The organism is Sporolactobacillus vineae DSM 21990 = SL153, assembly GCF_000377985.1.
Classification (GTDB): Bacteria; Bacillota; Bacilli; order Bacillales; family Sporolactobacillaceae; genus Sporolactobacillus; species Sporolactobacillus vineae.
Window position 1 is genome coordinate 184,013 of the sequence record NZ_KB899045.1, and the last position, 20,810, is coordinate 204,822.

Sequence of the window (20,810 nt, forward strand, 5' to 3'; positions counted from 1 at the left end):
TTCGTATCGTATCACATCAAGTTTTATAGGGGCAGTATGGCTATCTCACCTATGAGGGATTGAATCACTCAGTCAGTTTATCATATATTTTATAATTTTTGGAGTCCTGAGAAATTAGACAGTCTTCTCATTAACTGAGGTGGTTGGCAATGATCATTTTTCTCAGATATAATTTAATTAGTTGTCTTCCGAATTTTCATATTCTTTTCTATCCGAAAAAAGATAGTCAATCTCTTTAAAAAACAACAGAGGTTTTCACGATGGACAATAATGAGCAAATTCAAAAATTAATGATGGAAAATAAACGTCTGGGAAAAGAAAATGCTTATTTAAAGCGTTTGAATGCAAAACTCATGAGGGAAACGCCGGACAAAACAAGTGTCACTCCGGAAAGGGTGACAGAACATCTTTCTGATTACGAACCAATGACCAGCGAGAAGCAACTTATCTCTCGATATGCCACTTCTGTGGAAAAAATAAGATTATACCGGTCTCTTTTTCGTGGCAGGGATGATACCTATGCAAAGCGTTGGGAATCAAGTAAAGGAACATCAGGTTACAGTCCTGCTTGTAAATATGAATGGCAACGACCTATTTGCCAGAAACCAGCAGTTAAGTGTCATGTAAGTAAGCATAGAATATTGCTGCCATTGACAGATGAAGTGATCTTTGAACACTTAAGCGGTGAGAAGACAATTGGTCTCTATCCCCTTTTAAAAAATGATAAGTGCTGGTTTCTTGCTGTTGATTTTGATAAGAAGAATTGGCAGGAAGATGTCCTGGCATTTTTGAAAATCAGTAAAAAATTGAATCTACCTTTTAATATAGAACGGTCGCGGTCGGGACAAGGTGCCCACTTGTGGCTCTTTTTTTCAGAACCGGTTCCAGCCAAGACGGCAAGAAAATTGGGCACGATGCTTATTTCAAAGACACTGGAAGTGCGCCATGACATGGGTCTTGATTCCTATGATCGCCTTTTACCTGATCAGGATACGATGCCCAGCGGTGGGTTTGGCAACTTGATTGCTTTGCCTTTACAAAGACATAAAAGGTTGCTTGGAAACAGTGTTTTTGTGAATGAAGACTGGAGACCTTACCCGGATCAGTGGCTTTTCTTATCGTCAATACGAAAATTAACTCTCGACGAACTTAAAAAAGCCGTCGCAAATAATGACGAATTGAAGCTAACAGCCACCAGTCCATGGCCTAAGGAAATTTCTGCGGTGCTCAAGAATGGGATCTATATTGATAAGCAGCAGCTCCCATCTGAAGTTTTGTCCCGAGTGACTCGTCTGGGGCGCTTCTCTAACCCTGACTTTTATCGAAAACAGGCAAGAAGGATGTCTACATCCGGAACACCAAGAGTGATCAATTGTGTTGATGAAACAGATCAACAGTTGATTCTTCCCAGAGGATGTCTGGACAAACTTCAAGAACTTATGACGCAGCATGATTCAATTTTACATATTGATGATCAAAAGTTTTCCGGCTCATCTGTCAGCGTAGAATTTCAGGGAGAATTAACGTCACGGCAGAAGGACGCACTTGATGAACTGATCAAAAATGATACAGGAATTCTCTCTGCGGTTCCGGGTTTTGGAAAAACGGTAGTATCTCCCGCATTAATAGCCAGACGTAGAATTAATACGCTGATTGTTGTCCATCGCCTGCAACTACTGGACCAATGGGTGGAACAATTATCAATTTGGCTTGGATTGCCAAAGAAGGAAATCGGACAGATCGGCGGAGGTAAAAAGCAGGTTACAGGAAAGATTGATGTAGCAATGTTGCAATCGATAAATGGAAAAAGCGGCTTGAAATCATTTATCACTCAATATGGACAGGTGATCGTCGACGAATGCCATCATGTGGCTGCAATTAGTTTTGAACACGTTCTGCGTCAGATTCGGGCTAAATATGTGATTGGACTAACTGCCACACCTGTTCGAAGAGATGGATTTCATCCGATTATTGAGATGCAGTGCGGTCCCATCCGTTATCGGGTCAATGCCAGGACACAGTCAAAAGTTCAGAGTTTCAAACATCTGCTAATCCTAAGAAAAACGAGCTTTGTTTCGGAGACAAAAGAAATTCAACCTCTCCTGAATGAGTTAGCTACTGACGAGCGACGAAATGATCAAATTTTTAATGATGTCCTGCACGTAATGGAAGAAAAACGTAAGCCAATCATTATTACGGAACGGGTTGCGCATGCGCATCTGCTTAGAAAACGCTTTGATCCATTCGTTAAAAATGTTTTTGAGCTGACAGGCCAGGGGAAGAAAAAAGACAGACAAAAGGAACTGAAAGATTTGGCTGCACTTCCAGACCATGAAGAATGCCTGGTGATCGCAACTGGAAAATATATTGGAGAAGGTTTCGATGATCCTGGTCTGGACACACTTTTCCTTGTCATGCCGGTATCCTCGAAAGGAATCCTTGAACAGTATGTTGGCAGGCTGCATCGTCAATACATGAATAAAAAAGAAGTTCGTGTTTACGACTATGTTGACATCAAAATTCCTGTGCTGAATCGGATGTTCCAGAGAAGAAACAAACGTTACACAACAATGGGGTATCGTATTGCTGATCCATCAAAATCAGAAAGCGAGCAGATGGAGCTATTTTGAAAGCGAGTACTTCGTTTGACAGATAGATAGCGCTACTGAACATACAAAAAAAACCGAGCGTTGTGATTGATTTGACTTTTTTAAAAAAATTTGCCACTGATTTTTTCGAAGGAAAGATGTCTGAGGTGAAAAGGTTTCCAATAAAAGAGTCAGCCATGTCTTGATGACGTAGCTGATGATAATTTAAATGGACATCTTGTTTTAGGATCAACCTGTCAGCAGACGTCCGGCTATTCCTTTTGATAGTAAATAATATCCGGTTTTGTTCATGTGAAGGCCGTCAGTATCAAACATGAACAGCCAAAAGGAGGAGTTCATTGAGAATTTTTCGGGCGCCTTAGCAGAAGCAGACTTTTCATCGTAAAATGGTTCGCTTTGATCACAAAGGAAGATAGGAACATTAGCTAATGAAGGGCAAGCCCTACATTACATTGATTCTCTACGCATATCATCTGCTTAACTTCATCACCATATATTGATTCAAACTGACTCCTTCACGTTCTGCTTCTGCTGCGAGACGCTGATGCAAGGACTTTGGCAATCTGAGATTTAATCTTCCTGAATATTCATTAGGACTTTTCGGTTCAGGAATATGATCACCATATTCTAATTTAGCTGCGATATATCCTTCCATAGCTTCGTGAACATTATTTAAAGCTTCAGGAACCGTTTTTCCATCACTTTGGCATCCGTCAAGTTCAAGAACTTGCGCATAATAATATTCTCCGGATTCATCTTTGATTTTTTGAACCATTTCTGTGTATGGAAGATTCAAATAGTAATTAAGATCCTTTTTCATTTTTTCCTCCGTCAGGTAAGACATAGTGTTAATTTCAGGCATTATATGCCTATTCTCCTCAGGACATCTTTTACATAAACCGTCTTAACAGGATCCCCGTTCCAGCCATCTGATTTCATCCTTTATTAGAATAGTACCATATGAAGTACCAAAATACAACGCATAATTAACCTAAAAAATTAATACTGTTCGCATTCTATAAATGGTCATGTGACGAAACGAGTCCTTTCGCGCTGGTTGTCGAACTTGAACCTGGATGTATTGAAACGAGCGATGCCTACGACAATGGGTTACCGAATTTCCGACCTGGATGACATGCGAGTAAGCGCTGAAATGAGCAGGCTATATTCTAGAAAAGTGTGTGTTGCCGTTTTCTCCGGCTATAAAAAAAAAGCCGCGTTTCGAGGACACGGCTGAGATTATGTCTATTCTTAATCTGTCATAGAATTGATTACCGATAGTTTTTATGTAAATCGCCCCGGCAGAGGCTCAACTTCCGGGACGATCTTGTCACAAATTCTTATCCATCGTAAATGTCAGCTTCGACAGCCCCATGGCATCGGTTGCCAGTTCGCGTAGCAGTTCGTGTGTCTTCTCCAGTGCGAGGCCGGCGTTTTGCTCGTTGGTTTTGTTGAGCAGCTCAATCAGCTTCTCAGAATCCAGTCCGGCTGCCTGTTCATCGGTTTTCGCCAGACTGCCGAGAAAACTGCTGTGCAGGCTGCCGAGGTAATCGGTCAGCTGCTTCAGAAAGGCTTGATAGTGCGGCTCGACGATGACGGGGACGAATTTGAACAGCCAGTAGGCGGAATCGATTGAGAATTTTTCCGGTGCATGTGCGTAGGCTTGCGGAACGGCCGTCGCGTTGGCATAGAACGGCACATAGGGGCTGAAGGCCATGACGCCGAAGTTCAGCCAGTGGATGGCGGCGATGCCGTCCGGTACGCCGGGGCGGATCTGGAGAATATGGGATTCCTGATTGCGATTGAGCGAGATGGGCCGGAATGCCAGTCGATCTGCGTCATTACCGCCGCCGAGCGGATCGTAAGGCGTTTCCTGGTAGTGGGAGCTCAGGATATAGCCAACATCTTCGACACCGATTCGGCGATTGGCTTTTCTCAGGAACGGCAGGTCTTCCGACATCGGATCCTGATCAATTTCCGGATTGAGATAGCGCTGGCCGTACCAGACGCGTGAGGTGTTGTAGTGGCGGTCAAAAACCGTCGACGTGCCGAAGATCTTCCTGAGATTTATGGTGTCGTCGCCGGTGTTCAGGTGATATTTTTGAATAAATTCAACCAGACCCGTGGAAGTCATGAAAAAGTCAGCGTTGCCGGGATCGATTTCCTGGATGGCCATCTGATTGGCACAGACGGCATAACAGTCATCGGGGATTCGCTGCGCCGCCCAGTGGTGGCCGGTCACCGTTTCCATGTACCAGACTTCTTTTTTGTCTGAAAAAAGGATCCCGTTCGACTCGGCGGTACCGTGTTTTTCGATAATGGCACCGAGCCGCCGGATGCCTTCGCGGGCAGAATGGATGTAAGGGAGCACGACGGTGACCATGCTGTCTTCGGCGATGCCGTTAGCTACAAGCGGATCATAGCCGAGCACACGGTCGTTCGCGTAAATGCTCTCTGTGGCGCTCATCGCAACATTTTTTTCATTAATCCCGTCTTCTTCAAATGTGTCATACTTTGTTTCCCCGTCCGGAGTGGCCGTATAGCGGAGCCGTTCCCGCGGCAGTTTCATCGTAAACTGATTATCGGGTGAAACGAAGGTTTCCTCTTCATCCAGAACCTGGTGCGGATGAATGACCATCCGTTTCGGCCCGAGCACGGTATAATTATCTTCATTGCGCGCGATCAATGTCGCGCCGTCCAGCGTGGCTTTCCGGCCGACGAGCACCGAGGTGCAGGATGTGCGTTTATTCTTCTGCATTCTGTTTTGCCATCCCTCTATGAATGATTTTAAATGAACCTTTTTCTTCTATTATAATGGAACAGCCGCCGAAATAAACAGTGCGCGCTGGTGATAAAGCGAAATCCACCAGGCTTTACGTTCTGATACAATAAGAACAGAGGTGAAGATCGGAAATGCTGGATTCGCAGTCGCTGACATTCCTGAGCGCGTATTTTTTACGAAAAGATGAAGCATTTGAAAGCGGCAGTATGCTTTCCGCTACCCTGATGCAGCTCCCGGTGGTGAAATCCACGGCGCGGACACGCCGCCAGACGGGTGTTCTGACATTAAGCCGGAACCAGAATCACCAGTCGGAACCTGTGGACAGGCGATTGCTGAAACGGCAACTGACACCGCGAAAAAAGATGACGTTGAAAGACGACGATCCCCTAACCCTGAACTGGCTGGAGGAAGGATGGATCATTAAAGAGATCCGGCTGAAGCGCGATGGCCGGACCGTTGACCACAGCGATTACCGGATGGGTCCTCGTCTGTTTGCCTTCCTTGAAAAGCAGGCGTCGGATCAGGCAAGACAACGGTCGGAACAACTGAGCCGGATCCGGACCGCTTTCGACAGCACCGCCATCCCCGCGGCACTTCCATCCATTCGACTAAAGCTCATTGAAAAAATAAGGGAGGATGTCCTCAACGAGAACACGACGGATGTCATGCATTTGAATGATCGATTTGTAAAGACGTGGCCGGCGGAAAAGCGGATCAGATATTTGCGCTTTTTACTGGCGCTTGTCCGGATCAGTGCGGTGCAGGATCAGTTCGACTGGAAACAGATCGGCGCCGCTTACTTTAAGAAAATCGGCGGGTCGAAACAGTTCGACCGGGACAAGCCGGATTTTCTGCAGCAGTTCACGGACAGGTTCGGGTTCTCGGCAGAACTGCTTGGACTGACCAGTCTCGGCAGCATCACACCGGTTTATTTTTCCGGAGCGGTTCGGGGAAAACAGTCAGTCTATGATTATGGAACGGTTCATGCGGTAACCAGCGTGTCGCTCACAACAGATTGCTATAAAACACAGGCACGGACCCTGTGGCTGGTTGAAAATCGCGCCATTTTGACCCGAATGGCTGCGGAGGATCATTTTCTAAAGAGAAGGGCTGTCCTGCTTGTTGGCTGTGACGGCCATGTCCGGTCCGCACACTGTCATTTTATCGAACAATTGCTGAAGGGCAGCCATTTGCATCAGGTTCTCATCTGGACCGATTATGACCGGGACGGGTTGCTGATTGCCAATGAACTCTTTCAGATCATCCGGACGACCGATTCTGAAATTCCTGTCAAATGGATCGGTCCGGATCAGAAAGCCTTGCCTGATCCCGACGACTATCAGCAGAAGATGGCTGCATTCCTGGCTGAGAAGAACAGGGAGCAGGAAGAAAAGATGGGAGATGCCGCATTATGGACCCAATGGATCACCGATTGATTTCTGTTTTTACAGAGCAACAGGATTCGCCCGCGGTGCTGCAATCCATGCGGGACGTGGCGACCCTGTCCGCCGTACTCGGAGAACTCGGGCCGCAGGCATTCAACTCGCCTCAGGAAGTGCTGCGCTTTTTAAGAATCCTGCAACTGCTGAATGAAGAAGCACTCGGTCTGGATGAACCGATCATTAATTCAGATACATTGTTCTATCGCTATCAGAACCGCTTCCCGGATCCGGAACCGCCTTCCAGAAAGCGGGTCGCCCATGTCGTTAATGTACTGGTGACCAACAACTGGATCTCGCGCCAGTCCACCCAGTTAAAAATGCGCGATCTCGGGAAACGAATGATGGACGTCCTGATCCGGCTGGCGAATGATTCACTGGCGTATTATCTGGAGGACGACATCGGCCGTTCCCTCTTTCAGGCGCGCCGTGATGCGGAGCTCAGTGAAGCGTACGACGACCATGGCATTTCAGGCGGGAATAAAATTGCCAGTCTGATCCGGAATGTTGAGGACGCTGTGTCCCAGTTAAAAGCACGGGAACTTGAACTGCTGGCCGATAGAAATGCGCTGCCGCAGCTGCAGAAGGTGCATCATCTGATGACGGAACTTCAGACCAAATTGAATGAACGAATTCAGAAATTCAAGACACTGGATGAAAGTCTGGTCCTGACGAATCTGATGCAGAAGGGGACCCGCGTTTTATCAGAAGGGACAAACCTCAGTCTGGGAATGATCAACCGATATCTGAAATTTACGGCCATGCGTCAGACTCCGATTGCTTCGGCAATCCGGCCTGAGCTCGTCCGGAAGTTCATCATCTCGATGTTTGATCCGCCGCTGGATTCAGATATTCCCGATGCCTATCAGATGTTCAGTTTTATGGAGCAGGATCAATACGCAGGGGAAGCGCTCGATGGTCTCTGGATTCCGGTAAAATTTGCATCGCCGCTTTCCGGAGAGGGGATACAGGAAGGCGTTGATTATCTGGAACATTATGAGCCTTATGTCCGGCCGATTGAAGAAGAGGCAGATATTCAGTACAACAAAGCGGAGGGCACCAGAGAGGATATGACCTCGCTGCTGGGAGATACATCCTGGCTGCTGACGAAATCGATGATTCAGACGGAAACGGTTGAAAAGTATCTGGATCAGGTGCAAAAGGCAAGCAGGGAACAGATCGTCTTCGAAGCAACGCCTCATCAATGGCACGATGCCGTGAACACGGTGACCGCCATCGCTGCACTAATCGGCAATAAGAAGGTCGTCGCGGGACCGCTGTCAGAACAGAATTCATCAGTGTCCGGGAAACAGGAATGGGACTGGATGAACCCTGAAGATGGAAAACAGATGATTTCACTGAAGGAGGAGAAGAGCAGCCATGACGGAAAGGGAACAGAAAAATCCGGTGAAGAATGAATCCGGCGGGTCTGATTCAGTAAAGCGCAACGTGAATACACTCAATGCCATGGCTTCCCTGCACGGCGTGCTGTCGGAGGATGAAGAACTGGCCTTTATGAATATTCTGTTCTCATCGTCTGCTTCAATCCGGTCGGCTAATTTCGGGCTGCCGCGCAAAGAGATTGAAAAGCAGCTGAAACTGAAACCGGACGATCCGGAATTCTTCTCATTTCTGAAACGCGTCAATCAGGCAGTCGGCCGTTATTTTAAGCTCATTTATGATCAGCGGCGCGATCAGGCTGTGGTCATGATGCATGTGCCGGCCCGTGCCGCCAGAAACACATTGTCCAGAGAGAGTCTGGCCGTGCTGCTGTTTATGTTTTACCAGCAGGAAGTGCTGCAGCAGGACCTCACTTTATTCGATCAGCTGCTGGAGGCATTAGGCCATGAAACAAGGAAGGCCAATCAGAAGATCCTGGTGAGCATTGACCAGCTGAAGAAAATCGGCGCGCTGGAAAACTATCCGTCGGATTCCGGTGAGCGTGCTTATCAGTTAACAGCGATCGGTGCCCAGATGTTTTCCGACTCTTTTCTGCGGCGAACGGCAGAATTCAGTCAGTCGCACCAGCTGAACAAAGAAGAAGTACTCAAATTTTTCAAACGCTATAATCTGTACGAGCAAGGAGGGGAAGCATGATTCCGTGTCGCTTGCAGTTCTCAGGGATTCGTGATTTTGAGCCGACGGAACTTGACCTCGGAACAAACGGACATATTATGATCACAGGCCCGAACGGTTCGGGCAAGTCAACGATCACCTTTTGCATGGGTGCCGTTTTGTATTCATCAAAGGTTGATGTTGAAGGACTGAGGTCAAGAAATCTACCGCCTGATCAGACCTGGAAGGCAACGATCGGGCTGCTATTTAAAAATGACGGCCAGACGAAGATCGATGAGCCCGCCTGGATTGAATTCAGCCTTCACATTATCCAATATCCCGGCCAGCCGATGATCAAGGAATTTCTGGTGATGAAAGGCGACCAGCCCGATCAATGGAGTGAGACGGTCAAATACATATCGGGCGACAGCTCGTTCAATTTCTCCGCGTACAAATCCGCATTGAAGTATCACTATAAAATCGATCCTGATCAATTCTATCTGATCTGGTATCAGCAGGAGATTAATCAGTTTGCGGTGATGGATCCGGAGGAACGCTTCCGGATATTCAGTGAAATGTATCAAATCGACAAAATTCAGAAACAGTGGGAAGAAAGCGTGCAAAGGCTGAAGGAGAACAAGGATTTACTGCAGTCGGCGGAAACGAACAGAAACCGGCATAAGATGAATCTGAATCTGCTGAAAACGAGCCGTGACCGGCTGATCGACCAGCAGCGGAGACTGAAAAAAGGTGCCGGGCAATCCCTGTCGGCGCTGAAAAATCTGGAAATCGTCTATCAGCACCGGATTGAGGCGGATCGGCAGTCGATCGCGGATCTTCATAAAGCAATACACGCTGATCAGGAGCGCCTGTCCGGTCTGCAGTCGAGAAAAGAGGAACAGCAGAAGAAAGAGCAGGCCCTGCAGATGCAGTTGAAGCAAGCGGAGGCCGCAACCGAAGAGACCGGCCGGCAGCGCGCACAGGCTGAGCACGAGCGGACACAGATCCAGACGGAAACGGTGAAATTAAAAAATGAGCTGAAGGGGCTGCTGGACCGGCAGAAACAGATTGAGCATACCGAAGCCGGGGCCAGAGCACTTCGGTATGATTTACAGCAGACGCACCAGGCCACGCTCACGAAGCTGGCGGAGAATGATTCGGCAAGGGAATCCTTAACCGGCCGGCAGTCCGATTTGCTGAGAACGGTTGCCGGTCTGCAGCAGGAGATTAAAGAACAGGAGAAACAGAAACAGTTCTTTCAGGCGTTGCTTTCAAAGTTTCAGAGCAGCTATCAAGTGCAGGCTGCCATCGATCAGCTTGGGAAATCGTCAAACCGGCATAAAGAGGCATTGATGCAGACGATGCGTCAGCTTGATGCGCTGCAAAAAGAGCAGGCAGCGCTTGCCAAAGGCCGGACGCTCTCAGAACGGCAGCAGCAGTCATTGGATTATTTTAAAGCCAGGGGTGTCGAAGCATGGCCGCTGAGAGAACTTGTTGAACTGGACGATACGGCCCGGCTGAGTGATGAAAGCCTGTTCGATACGATCAAATACACCATTTTCTTTAATGACGAAACAGCTGAGCCGCCGAATGATCTCTATCATGTGCCGCTGAAAGGTATGGTGCCGGAGAAACTGATCGACCGGATTCCAAAAATTCATTTGCGGATCAGAGAGAATCTTGACGACCGGAACTACCCTTATGCGGCCAAGGCGCTGTACTGGGTGCAGCAGTTTTTTCAGAAAACCGGTATTTATATTGAGCACAACACCCTTCATGATCCAAGGGGCTTGCGCGGCAGACAGGAGAAACAAGGATACATTTTAAGCGAGCAGGCGATCCGGCTGAGAAGGGCTGAAGTTGCCCGGCTTCTCGATAAAGTGTCAGGACAGGTTGACGAGCTGAAAGGGCAGTATGATCAGGAGACAAAACAGTACCAGTTCCTAAATGGCCGGATTCAACAGGTCAAAGAAGCTGAACTGTTTATGACCCGGCGTCAGGAACGGATTAAGTGCAGAGAGGATCTGGATGATGCAGAAGAGGCACTGACTGGGATCATCAGTCAGCTGCGTGACGTCGGGGCAGCGTTTCAGCAGCTGTCTCAAGACCGGATTGAACAGGAGCATCGGATCGGTCTTGTTGAGAAGGAACTCGATTTCTATCGTGCCCTGGGCGAGAGCAAACTGAAGTATGAAGCGCTTCATCAGTTACAGGAAAAGGAAGCCGAGAAATCCAGGGAGATCGAATCACTGAAGTCGGAGATTAACCGGCTGGAGCGGATGACCGATGAATGTGAGCGGTCGCTGAGCAATCTGAACCGGCGGCAAAGCGTCACGCAGCGCACGTGGGAACGGCTGTCGCAGGAAATGGAAACCAGGGAAGCTCATCGAAAGCAGGCTCAGGAACATCTGGAAAACGCCAAAAGTGATCGGGTGAAGGTGATCCAGGGACTTCAGGATTTTCAGAAAACAGTTCCGGACTTATATAAAGAGCTGACGGCGGCTTTTGAGCCGGACACGAACAGTTCCGAAATTCAGCTGAAGAAAAGTCTGGAAGACGGTGAGATTACCTTTAATACGGCGAAAAATGAAACGGGTATTGATCCGGCGGCACAGGAAAACTATCAAAAGGCACTTGAGGAGTTCGACCGGCTGGAAAAAGAGTACCAGCAGACGATGGTGCTGCTGGAAGGCAACAAAGCGACAGTAGAGAAGGTCAGGGAGAATCTGGAGACGACCGTAAATATGCGGATTCTGGAAATCAAGAACCGTTTTACTGTCTATATGGGGGTATTTCAGTTTCAGGGCGAAATCAGCTGGGAATCGCTGACGGACAAAAGGGACCGAACACATTTTAAACTCTATGTTAAAGCGCGAAAAGAGGGGCATCGGGGGTCGATGGAAGATGTCAGTGTCAAAGCGCGCGGCGGCCGGGTCGGAAGAGGTGTTTCAGGCGGTGAGGAATCACTGAGCTCGCTGCTGTTCGCACTGGCCCTTCTGCGGAATCTTGAAACGGCCCCCAGCTTTATTGTTCTTGATGAATTCGACAGTGCGCTTGATGAGCAGCGGAAAAACAAAGTATTTGACCTTTATGTCGATCAGCTGCAGCGGCGCTTGATCGTCCTGACGCCGAAGACGCATGAGAAAGATTATGTCGATCGATTCAACAAAGCATTTGTGGTTCAGCACGATCCGCGGATCCCGAGAAGCAGGGTGATTGGGATTTATATGAAGTGATTTTTCCCGGGTCCTGGCCTTTTCCAGTCGGAACGGTCGGAATAAAAGGAATGAGGAATGATCCGATCGACCTGGCAGACAGACGGTGCCTTTTTCCTCAGCACACGGGAAAATTTGTTATAATAGTCACAGTTAAATGGTCGTTCAATGTCGAATCCACTTTTGCATGATAGCCATAGAGGCGTTAAAATAGGAAAACGTCATGATTTGTATGTGCGTGAGGGTTAACAGCCGCATGAATGGACACACTGATAAAATGCCGAAAATAGATCGACATCTCAGCAGAATATATCGCCCTTCGTGAAAATATATCGACGTTCAGCGGAATATATCGCCTTTCGCGAAAACAGACAATGATGGGTTATGGGCTGACGGAATAATCAGTTAAACTAAAATTAAAGGAATGATTCGTATATGTTTTTCAGCAAGTCAGATACTTCCGGTCGGAAATTTGTGATTAAGAGCCGTTTCCTCAATATTTATCTTAACAACCGGAAGCATGAACCCATGCTGACCGCATTGAAGAACGCCTATCGCAACAACAAGATGATTCATGAGTCGATCAGAAAAAATGAGAGCGGGGATTAAACGGGGGAGTCGGACCGCTTCTCCAATCTGCGGAAAAACAAAAGCCGGAGAGAAGGGCCTCTCCGGCTTCGCTGTTACACGTTTTATGTTTATCTGGATGCCGTCTGTTCCTGAACGATGTCCAGCGTTTCCTCAACTTCAATCGCACCTTTGACCGACTGGGCAATGGTGCAGTTCGAGTATACATGATTGAACAGGCGCCGGATCAGCTTTTCGTCAAGATCGGTTCCTTTCAGTGTGAAGTGCACACCGACTTTTCGGATCGGCAGCGGTTCCTCTTTGGCGCGTACCTTGTCCGTATCCACTGTCAGCTCGCTGTACTGGATCTTGCGGCGGTCGAGCAGCGTCCGGAATGTCATGGCGCTGCATGCACCGATTGAAATTTCCAGCAGATCACCGGGCCGGAAGTCGCCGCTTTTGTTGATCTTCATCGTTCCATGTTCATGATTCAGGACAAATCCGTCATCCACAGCTTTTAATGTCATTTCCCATTCCCCCTGCCTCTGAAAATAGCAAGTTCCGGCGGAATTGTCAAAGACACTGCCCCTGGCGGCACTTTTAATAATAAGATTATCCGCAAATCAATGAAAAAAATACACAATCTGCGCTATAATGGAAAAATAATATTAATTTAGTGTAAAGACAGAGGACAGTCATAGATTTGCGGGAGGAGGTCATTGTCTTGCTGAAAAATAAAAAAGCGTTCTGGATCTGGATGGTGCTCAGTCTTTTTATTATAGCCATGATCTACCGGGGATCGGCGATGCCGTATTCTCAGCAGGATATTCAGCCTTTTTTAAGAGCACACTTTCAATGGACTTCCGAGACATTTCCCCATATCAGTTTTAATTACAGTGGAGAACAAATTACGTCGGCCGACCCCTACGCCTTTTTCGAATTTGCGGTGCGCAAGGCCAGCCATGTGATGGAGTATATGCTGCTGACGTTCATGCTGATCAATATGTTCATGACCACGATTCTGCCGCGCTTTTTCTGCTATTTATTCGGCCCCGGTGCGGCACTCTGCTATTCTTTCTTCGATGAATATCACCAGACGTTCATTGCCGGAAGAACAGGGCACCTGATCGATTCGCTGACCTTTGACCTGAGCGGTATGATTCTGGCGATGATCCTTGTCTTTCTTCTCGACCTTTATTTCAAGCTGCTTTACACAGGCAGCGGCCATCATCACTCATCTTCACGTCCGCGTCCGCGGCATGCGCACAGTGAAGGCTAATCCTTTTTGGACCATCCGCTAAAAGTTTCCGGGATTTTTCCGATAAAAAATATGAATCAGGTTCTGCAGAGAAACCGCAGGACGGATTTGCCGGATCGTTCCATGATTCGGCAGGGTTCGACCGTTCTGCCGGTGTCTCTTTTTTTGCTTCATATAGGCTTAAAGGCCCGGGATTCCGGGACTGTTTGCCGGCTGTACACCGGTAGTCCGAAAGATAAATAATTCATTATCTACATAGAAGTGAGGGTATTTGACGATGAAGAACGACAGCAGCAAGTCTGAACAGCAAATTCCCGATCAGAAGGCGCAACAGAGCCAAAAGGTTTCTGCTCCTGAAGCCGGGAGACATGTTGAAAAGGGACCGTTTTCCTGGATCGGCAGGGTACGCCTAAGCCATTTCCGGGAGAAGCACCTGATCCACGGGCCGCTGACTCGGCTCAGTATCCGGAAGCAGTTTCTGATCCCGTTTATCACGGCGATTGTGATCATTGGTCTGGCGGGCGGACTTTTCAGCTATTTTTACGGAGCCAAAGTTACGGAAAATCAGCTGAAGCAGTCCACAATCGCACAGTTGAAAGCAACCAACCAGAATTTTGAGACCTATTTCTCGGATGCTCAATCGGTGGTCGGGCAGTTTAGCGGAAGCGAGCTTCTGAATCAGCCGGTGAAGAATCAGGATCAGATCAATAAGTCGTTCCAGAATGTGATCAGTACCAACACCAAATATCAGGCGCTGACTTACGCGATGCCGGATAAGAAGATCATTCGCGCACCACTTTACTTTTTTGATAAAAGCTATGATCCGACGAAACAGTTCTGGTATACGGTCGGAGCCAATGGGGCAGGCAAAGCGGGCTGGACCGATCCTTATCTGGACAATGTAACCAAAGAGTATGTTGTCAGCGTCACTCAGGCAGTGATGAGCAGCGGGAATTCGCAGATCAAAGGGGTTCTGAAACTCGATCTGTTTATCCAGTCGATTGTGAATGAGGTCAACAACACTCGGTTTGGCCGGACCGGATATGCATTTTTGCTGGATCCGTCCGGGACGTATATCGCCGCGCCGAAGAATAAGCTGATCGGCACCAGCCTGGCGAAACAGCCTTTTTACCAGAAACTGATCCAGATGGGGAAGAGCGGCAGTTTTTATGGAAAAATTAATGGCCGGGACAAGCTGATCTGTTTCCAGCGAAATGCCACGACAGGCTGGATTCTGATCGGGGCGATCGACCGCAGTGAAATTTCCGGTCAGGCTAATCTGATCACCTTACCGTCGGCAGTGACGGTGCTGCTGATTCTGCTCATTGCGATTTGTGTCACGACCTTCCTGCTGCGAAGTGTCGTTTTCCGGCTCAGAACGATCCAGCAGGCGGCAAGGAAAGTCGAGCAGGGTGATCTGACTGTTTCTCTGCCTGTCATCGGCAACGATGAACTCTCGGAACTGACGACCAGTATCAACACCATGGCGAAAGTCAACCGGGCGGCTTTCCGGAAAATGACAGAGGTGACCCGGCAGGTCGCCGGGGCCTCGCAGACACTGGTTGCGAGTGCTGAGGAAAATGTCGCCTCAACCAATGAAATCAGTGCGACGGTTCAGGAGATTGCCACCGGGGCGACGAACCAGTCGACAGCACTTGATGAAAACCGGAATTCACTGGAATCTCTTGTCACACAGATCAGAAAGATAGATGAAAGCAGTAAGAAAGTCCTCACCGGCGCCAATCAGATGAGTACAACATCAAAAGGCGGCGAGAAGGCGATGAGCCACCTGTTCACTCAGTCGAAGGCCGCGGCGGAAACTACCGGTCAGATCATCGAAGCCGTCAATCATCTGGAAAAACATACAAAGAACATCAACCAGATCATCGATGTGCTGGACAGTATCGCCCGCCGGACCAACCTCCTCTCCCTGAATGCAAGCATCGAAGCGGCCCATGCCGGGGAGCAGGGCAAGGGCTTCGCAGTGGTTGCCAGCGAGATCCGCAAACTGGCGCGGCAGACCAATGAATCGCTGCAGCAAGTAACGCAGACGATTGCGTCGATGACCAAAGAAACGGCGCATGCCGTTGCACTCTGCGAACAGACAACGGAATCGGTTAAGGCACAGGGCGAAGCCGTCGAAGCGACGAGCAACACCTTCAAGCAGATTGAAGCGACCATTGAGGAAAATGTAAAAGGGATCCGGTCAATTGCCGAATCCATCAGGCTGACCCAGGAACATACCGGACAGATCAGTCAGGGGATGCAGACGATTGCATCGACGAGTGAAGAAACCGCCGCCAGCACCGAGGAAGTCAGCGCGTCCGTTGAAGAGCAGACCGCGGCGATGGAAGAGCTGAACAAGCTGGCCGGCGACCTGGATGAGCAGGCTCAGCTGATGCGCGACGCCATCAGCCGTTACAAAATCTGAAAAAGAGAAAAGTGGAAGGCCGGCGGATATCCGCCGGCCTTTTTATAAAGGAAGAAATTTGATTTTGCGGGGACATGGAACAGGTGCGGGGATGCTGAAAATCGGGATGAGCAGACACCCTGAAGCACTCTGAAATACCCGAAAGGCGCTCCGAAATCCGGTTCCTTTCTCTAATTCAGATCACCCAGGCACCTTTGCGAAAGATCGGTGTCCGTGAGCCGTCGGCGGATTCGCCGTCGATGTCCAGTTCACCGGAGCCGACCATGAAGTCAACGTGGGTCAGGCTGTAATTGGCGCCGTTTGCCGCAAGCTCTTTTTCAGTCATCTCACGGCCGCCGCGGTAGTTGAACGGGAAGGAGGTGCCGAGCGCCAGATGGCAGGAGGCATTTTCATCATAGAGTGTATTGTAAAAAATCAGGCCGGTATCGGAAATCGGCGAGTGATGCGGCACGAGCGACACTTCGCCGAGATAGTGGGCACCTTCGTCCGTTTGAACGATCTGTTTCAGTGTGTCGTAGCCTTTTTCCGCTTGAAAGTCAACGACACGTCCGTTTTTGAAGGTCAGTGAGAAGCGGTCGATCAGATTTCCGGAAAAATTCAGCGGTTTGGTGCTGGATACCGTCCCGTTGACACCGCTTTTCAGCGGCATGGTGAAGACTTCTTCGGTTGGCAGATTCGGGCGGAACGGGGTACCTTTTCCATTCGTCATCTCACCGCTGATCCAGAGGTGCTCGGCCGGCAGTTCAATCGTCAGATCGGTGCCCGGCGCTGTATAGTGCAGGGCCTTGAACCGCTTATCGTTGAGCACGCCCATTTTATTGCGGAGATTATTCAGATGGTCGGTCCAGGCTTTTTCCGGATCTTCCCGGTCCGACCGGGTGATGGTGAAAATCTGTTTCCACAGGGCATCGATCCGTTCGGATGCATCGAGATCAGGGAAAATTTTTGCTGCCCAGGCGTCGGTCGGCACGGACACGATCGACCAGCTGACCGTCGCGCTGATCTTGGCTTCAGAAAATTTCTTGTTCGCCTGAGCGCTGACTTTCTGCGCCGTGGCGATGCGAGCCGGATCGATGCCGCTGAGCAGATCCGGATTTGGTGAATAGATGTAGAGAAAAGCGGCGTTGCTGTCGACCAGTGCCTGATAGCCGCCGGCACGCCAGGCCGGATAGGACTGAAAGGCCTCATCCGGCGCCAGTTCGAAACGGGCCCGGGTGATTGCTTCATCGGTCCATTCGACATAGACATTCTTTGCGCCGGCCTGATAGGCTTTCTTTACCGTCCGGCGCACAAATTCCGGTGATTCGACAGGGGCAAGGATCAGGACATCCTGACCTTTCTGGACATTCAGGCCGACGTTGACGGTGATGTCGGCATAATGGTCTAATAATTGCTCAAAATTCTCCATAGTCTTCCCTCCGATTGGCTCATGACACAAGTGTTGTTAACCTCATTCATTCTATCACAGCGGGAATAGGCGGACCGTATCCGGGCATCTGCATAGACTGATAGGGAAAACGTGGTGGAGGTGACAGCAGTCATGGGTGCTTCTGCAGGTATTGGCCACAGCTCCGGTTTTGCGCTGTTAGTGGTTCTGTTTATCCTTTTGATCATCATCGGCGCCAGCTGGTGTTATTGAGAACTCCGGCCGGAAATGGTGAACCATTTCCATCGGACCGTTAAGATGCAAAAAAATGAAGGAATGGCACCCTATGCGGCGCCGTTCCTTCATTTTTTTAGTGCTTTTTTTTTCGCATCGCCATATGACGCTGTTCCCTGAGCCCCGGCGGATTGTAAAGCGCGTCATGACCGGGACAGGCGTTACATAAAATAGAAGAGACGGCTGTTCACCCGCAGCAGGGAGGAGGACTTCGGTATGTTAAAAAAGGCAGGACTGGTTCTCCAGATTGCGGCCACATTTATCGGCACGATTGTCGGCGCCGGCTTTGCCTCCGGACGGGAAGTGATCCAGTTCTTCACCCGCTTCGGATCCTGGGGGACGGCCGGCGTTCTGTTCAGCGGCCTGCTGATGGCGCTGATCGGAACCCGGCTGATGCTCTATGCCCGCCGGATTCATGCCGGATCGTTTGATGTGCTGATTGTCCGCGTGTTTGGCGTGCGGACAGGCCTAGTGATTCACAGTCTCGTATTCCTGATAATTTTCGGCGTCAACGGGGTGATGCTGGCCGGATCGGGCGCGGTTTTTCAGGAACAGCTCGGCTGGAACCGGTGGCTTGGGATGGGGTTGTCAATCGTGCTAAGCCTCTTTTTTATCGTAAAAAAGGCACGCGGACTGCTCTGGGTGAACTCGCTGGTTGTTCCGGTGCTGACGCTTTTTCTCATTATCCTTTTTATCCACGAGGGCGGCCGGCCGCCGCAATCGCCTGCCCCGTGGCAGAGCGGCTGGATGCTGTCTGCTTTTGCCTATGCTGCCTTCAATCTGTCGACAGCACTCGTGGTGTTCGTCCCGCTGGCCTCAGAGGTAAAAAGCGAACGCGTTCTGGTTGCCGGCGGGCTGGTCGGCGGGGCCGGTTTCACTGTGCTGCTGCTGATTGCCCATCAGCTGATTCTCGCTCATCCGGGCGTCATGCTGTACGACATGCCGACGGCTGAACTGGTGCGCCCGGTCGGCGCAGCCATGCATCTGGCTTTTACTGCCGTGATTTTCGGCGAGATTCTGACAACGTATGTGGGAAATATTTTCGGGTTGTCCCGGCAGTTAAGTAATGTTTTTCCGTCGGTTCTCCCGGGCTGGCGCGCGGTCGCCGTGCTGATTGTCGGGTCGGCGGCCGTCGGGATCGCCGGTTATTCCGCCTTAATCCGCGTACTCTACCCATTTTACGGATTCCTCTGCATGTTTCTTCTGATCTGCCTCAGCTTTGTCCGCATCCCTGAAAGATGAGCGTATCGGCCGCACAGGTTGCCTGCCGACGGGCTCATTTTCAACCCGAATCATTTGTAAACGTTTAATCCCGAAAATGTTGTGAAATTTGTTTTCTTTTAGTTGCAATTACTGGGTAAATGTCGTACATTGATTATAGAAGAGATGTTGCATTAAGGAAACAAATATTCACAAAGCAAATGGGAGATGGTCAGATGTCCGAGCGGCAGGAGAGTCGGATGCACGTACCGCTGGTTGAAGGAGACGCAATGATTGAGAAAATGCCGCGCTTTGAAAAGCTTGAGAATAAGCATTCGCAATCTTTTCAAAGTGCTGTCGGCAAAGCAAAAGGATGGCGGCAGCTGCTGCCGTTCATCGGACCGGCGTTCATCGCGGCGGTTGCCTATATCGACCCGGGCAACTACGCGACCAACATCCAGGCCGGTTCCCAGTACGGTTATATGCTGCTCTGGGTGGTTGTGATTTCAAACCTGATGGCGATTCTGATTCAAATGTTGTCTGCAAAACTGGGTATTGCAACGGCGCATAATCTTCCGGAAATTGTCCGGAAGGAGTGGCCGCGGAAGTTAACCATTTTTTACTGGCTGCAAGGCGAAGTGATGGTCATCGCGACCGACCTGGCGGAGTTCATCGGTGCTGCCCTGGGTTTCCATCTGGTGTTCGGGATGCCGATGATTCCGGCGGCGATCCTGACGGCGATCTGCGCCATGCTGATTCTGACGTTTCAGGTCAGAGGGTTCCGGCCGCTGGAGATGGTGATCGCCTCAATGGTATTTATCATCGTGATCGCCTTCAGTTGCGAAATTATCTTCTCAATGCCGGCATTCGGTCCGCTGATGAAGGGCTTTGTTCCTCAGTTCCAGGGCACGAGCAGTGTTCTCCTGGCCGCCGGAATTCTCGGCGCCACGGTGATGCCGCATGCGATCTACATGCATTCGGGACTGACCTGCCGGCGCGTCATCGGGCATACGCCCGGTGAACGGAAAAAAATCTTCCGCTTTGAACAATATGACATTCTGATTGCCATGCTGATCGCCGGGTTCATCAATGCCGTCATGCTGGCGGTTGCCGGATCGACTTTCTTCGGCAAGGAAGTCATTTCCGATCTGACTGTGGCGTTCAATGGATTCAGCAACTACATTGCACCGAGTGCCGCGCTGTTCTTCGGCATCGGGCTGCTGTCGGCCGGTTTGTCGAGCTCTTCAGTCGGTACGCTGGCCGGCGATATCATGATGCAAGGCTTCATTCACCGGAGAATACCGGTATTCATTCGCCGGCTGATCACCATGATGCCGCCGCTGATTATCATCATCTCCGGGGTCAATGCGACACAGGCACTGGTCATGAGCCAGGTCGTCCTGTCATTCGGCATTGCGCTGGCGATTATTCCCCTGGTTCTCTTTACGAGTAAAAAGCGAATTATGGGCGAGCTGGTGAATCACAAGCTGACGACCATCACCGCCTGGGCCATAGCCGGTGTCGTCGTGAGCCTGAACGTGTTCCTGCTCTATCAGACCTTTTTCGGCTGAACCATTAGAAAAGATTTCCGGAA

General features: G+C 49.7%; 15 protein-coding genes. 11 read left to right on the forward strand and 4 right to left on the reverse strand.

Going from position 1 to position 20,810, the window contains the following annotated elements; translation table 11 throughout:
- Window positions 1–260 precede the first annotated feature (260 nt).
- Window positions 261–2,630, forward strand: a complete 2,370-nt coding sequence (locus D889_RS0106970) for a TOTE conflict system archaeo-eukaryotic primase domain-containing protein (protein ID WP_010632628.1) — start codon at window positions 261–263, stop codon at window positions 2,628–2,630.
- A 448-nt stretch (window positions 2,631–3,078) separates the two neighbouring features.
- Here D889_RS0106970 and D889_RS0106975 read toward each other — a convergent pair whose 3' ends face one another.
- Window positions 3,079–3,471, reverse strand: a complete 393-nt coding sequence (locus D889_RS0106975; RefSeq protein ID WP_010632629.1) for a toxin-antitoxin system HicB family antitoxin — start codon at window positions 3,469–3,471, stop codon at window positions 3,079–3,081.
- Between the two features lie 468 nt (window positions 3,472–3,939).
- On the reverse strand, window positions 3,940–5,367 hold the full coding sequence (locus tag D889_RS0106980; protein WP_010632630.1) for a C69 family dipeptidase: 1,428 nt from the start codon (window positions 5,365–5,367) through the stop codon (window positions 3,940–3,942).
- A 155-nt stretch (window positions 5,368–5,522) separates the two neighbouring features.
- On the opposite strand from D889_RS0106980, the gene D889_RS0106985 reads away from it, so the two are divergent.
- From D889_RS0106985 to D889_RS15590, 5 genes are all read left to right on the forward strand, one after another.
- Window positions 5,523–6,827, forward strand: a complete 1,305-nt coding sequence (locus D889_RS0106985; protein ID WP_010632631.1) for a DUF2399 domain-containing protein — start codon at window positions 5,523–5,525, stop codon at window positions 6,825–6,827.
- A complete protein-coding gene (locus tag D889_RS0106990) occupies window positions 6,803–8,248 on the forward strand; it encodes a hypothetical protein (RefSeq protein ID WP_010632632.1) in 1,446 nt (481 codons plus the stop codon). Before D889_RS0106985 ends, D889_RS0106990 begins: the two co-directional genes overlap by 25 nt.
- Window positions 8,211–8,927, forward strand: coding sequence for a hypothetical protein (locus D889_RS0106995; protein WP_010632633.1), 717 nt, complete (start codon window positions 8,211–8,213; stop codon window positions 8,925–8,927). The genes D889_RS0106990 and D889_RS0106995 overlap by 38 nt, the downstream gene beginning before the upstream one ends.
- Window positions 8,924–12,121, forward strand: coding sequence for a coiled-coil domain-containing protein (locus D889_RS0107000; protein WP_010632634.1), 3,198 nt, complete (start codon window positions 8,924–8,926; stop codon window positions 12,119–12,121). The genes D889_RS0106995 and D889_RS0107000 overlap by 4 nt, the downstream gene beginning before the upstream one ends.
- A 414-nt stretch (window positions 12,122–12,535) precedes the next feature.
- Complete coding sequence (locus D889_RS15590; protein WP_018962231.1) at window positions 12,536–12,709, forward strand: hypothetical protein; 174 nt, start codon at window positions 12,536–12,538, stop codon at window positions 12,707–12,709.
- Window positions 12,710–12,798: 89 nt separating this feature from the next.
- Here D889_RS15590 and D889_RS0107010 read toward each other — a convergent pair whose 3' ends face one another.
- Window positions 12,799–13,194, reverse strand: coding sequence for an OsmC family protein (locus D889_RS0107010; RefSeq protein ID WP_010632635.1), 396 nt, complete (start codon window positions 13,192–13,194; stop codon window positions 12,799–12,801).
- Between the two features lie 197 nt (window positions 13,195–13,391).
- Between D889_RS0107010 and D889_RS0107015 the strand changes: the two genes are divergently transcribed.
- Both D889_RS0107015 and D889_RS0107025 read left to right on the forward strand, forming a co-directional pair.
- Window positions 13,392–13,946: a VanZ family protein gene (locus tag D889_RS0107015; RefSeq protein ID WP_010632636.1), complete on the forward strand. Its 555-nt coding sequence runs from the start codon at window positions 13,392–13,394 to the stop codon at window positions 13,944–13,946.
- Window positions 13,947–14,202: 256 nt separating this feature from the next.
- Window positions 14,203–16,356: a methyl-accepting chemotaxis protein gene (locus tag D889_RS0107025; protein WP_010632638.1), complete on the forward strand. Its 2,154-nt coding sequence runs from the start codon at window positions 14,203–14,205 to the stop codon at window positions 16,354–16,356.
- 175 nt (window positions 16,357–16,531) lie between these two features.
- Here D889_RS0107025 and D889_RS0107030 read toward each other — a convergent pair whose 3' ends face one another.
- The gene (locus tag D889_RS0107030; RefSeq protein ID WP_010632639.1) at window positions 16,532–17,764 is read right to left on the reverse strand and encodes an aminopeptidase; all 1,233 of its coding nucleotides are present in this window, start codon (window positions 17,762–17,764) and stop codon (window positions 16,532–16,534) included.
- Window positions 17,765–17,896: 132 nt separating this feature from the next.
- Here D889_RS0107030 and D889_RS14895 point away from each other — a divergent pair, with 132 nt between their 5' ends.
- The 3 genes from D889_RS14895 (at window position 17,897) to D889_RS0107050 (ending at window position 20,787) form a co-directional block, all read left to right on the forward strand.
- Window positions 17,897–17,995, forward strand: coding sequence for a YjcZ family sporulation protein (locus D889_RS14895; protein ID WP_010632640.1), 99 nt, complete (start codon window positions 17,897–17,899; stop codon window positions 17,993–17,995).
- Between the two features lie 237 nt (window positions 17,996–18,232).
- Window positions 18,233–19,258 carry a YkvI family membrane protein gene (locus D889_RS0107045; protein WP_010632641.1) on the forward strand — a complete coding sequence of 342 codons (1,026 nt, stop codon included), beginning with the start codon at window positions 18,233–18,235 and terminating at the stop codon, window positions 19,256–19,258.
- Window positions 19,259–19,506: 248 nt separating this feature from the next.
- Window positions 19,507–20,787: an Nramp family divalent metal transporter gene (locus D889_RS0107050; RefSeq protein ID WP_010632642.1), complete on the forward strand. Its 1,281-nt coding sequence runs from the start codon at window positions 19,507–19,509 to the stop codon at window positions 20,785–20,787.
- Window positions 20,788–20,810: the final 23 nt, after the last annotated feature.

What these genes read in the sequence shown, in the direction of transcription:
- D889_RS0106970 (WP_010632628.1), top strand. Translation starts at nt 261, where the DNA reads ATGGACAATAATGAGCAAATTCAAAAATTAATGATGGAAAATAAACGT.
- D889_RS0106975 (WP_010632629.1), bottom strand. Translation starts at nt 3,471, where the DNA reads ATGCCTGAAATTAACACTATGTCTTACCTGACGGAGGAAAAAATGAAA.
- D889_RS0106980 (WP_010632630.1), bottom strand. Translation starts at nt 5,367, where the DNA reads ATGCAGAAGAATAAACGCACATCCTGCACCTCGGTGCTCGTCGGCCGG.
- D889_RS0106985 (WP_010632631.1), top strand. Translation starts at nt 5,523, where the DNA reads ATGCTGGATTCGCAGTCGCTGACATTCCTGAGCGCGTATTTTTTACGA.
- D889_RS0106990 (WP_010632632.1), top strand. Translation starts at nt 6,803, where the DNA reads ATGGACCCAATGGATCACCGATTGATTTCTGTTTTTACAGAGCAACAG.
- D889_RS0106995 (WP_010632633.1), top strand. Translation starts at nt 8,211, where the DNA reads ATGACGGAAAGGGAACAGAAAAATCCGGTGAAGAATGAATCCGGCGGG.
- D889_RS0107000 (WP_010632634.1), top strand. Translation starts at nt 8,924, where the DNA reads ATGATTCCGTGTCGCTTGCAGTTCTCAGGGATTCGTGATTTTGAGCCG.
- D889_RS15590 (WP_018962231.1), top strand. Translation starts at nt 12,536, where the DNA reads ATGTTTTTCAGCAAGTCAGATACTTCCGGTCGGAAATTTGTGATTAAG.
- D889_RS0107010 (WP_010632635.1), bottom strand. Translation starts at nt 13,194, where the DNA reads ATGACATTAAAAGCTGTGGATGACGGATTTGTCCTGAATCATGAACAT.
- D889_RS0107025 (WP_010632638.1), top strand. Translation starts at nt 14,203, where the DNA reads ATGAAGAACGACAGCAGCAAGTCTGAACAGCAAATTCCCGATCAGAAG.
- D889_RS0107030 (WP_010632639.1), bottom strand. Translation starts at nt 17,764, where the DNA reads ATGGAGAATTTTGAGCAATTATTAGACCATTATGCCGACATCACCGTC.
- D889_RS14895 (WP_010632640.1), top strand. Translation starts at nt 17,897, where the DNA reads ATGGGTGCTTCTGCAGGTATTGGCCACAGCTCCGGTTTTGCGCTGTTA.
- D889_RS0107045 (WP_010632641.1), top strand. Translation starts at nt 18,233, where the DNA reads ATGTTAAAAAAGGCAGGACTGGTTCTCCAGATTGCGGCCACATTTATC.
- D889_RS0107050 (WP_010632642.1), top strand. Translation starts at nt 19,507, where the DNA reads ATGATTGAGAAAATGCCGCGCTTTGAAAAGCTTGAGAATAAGCATTCG.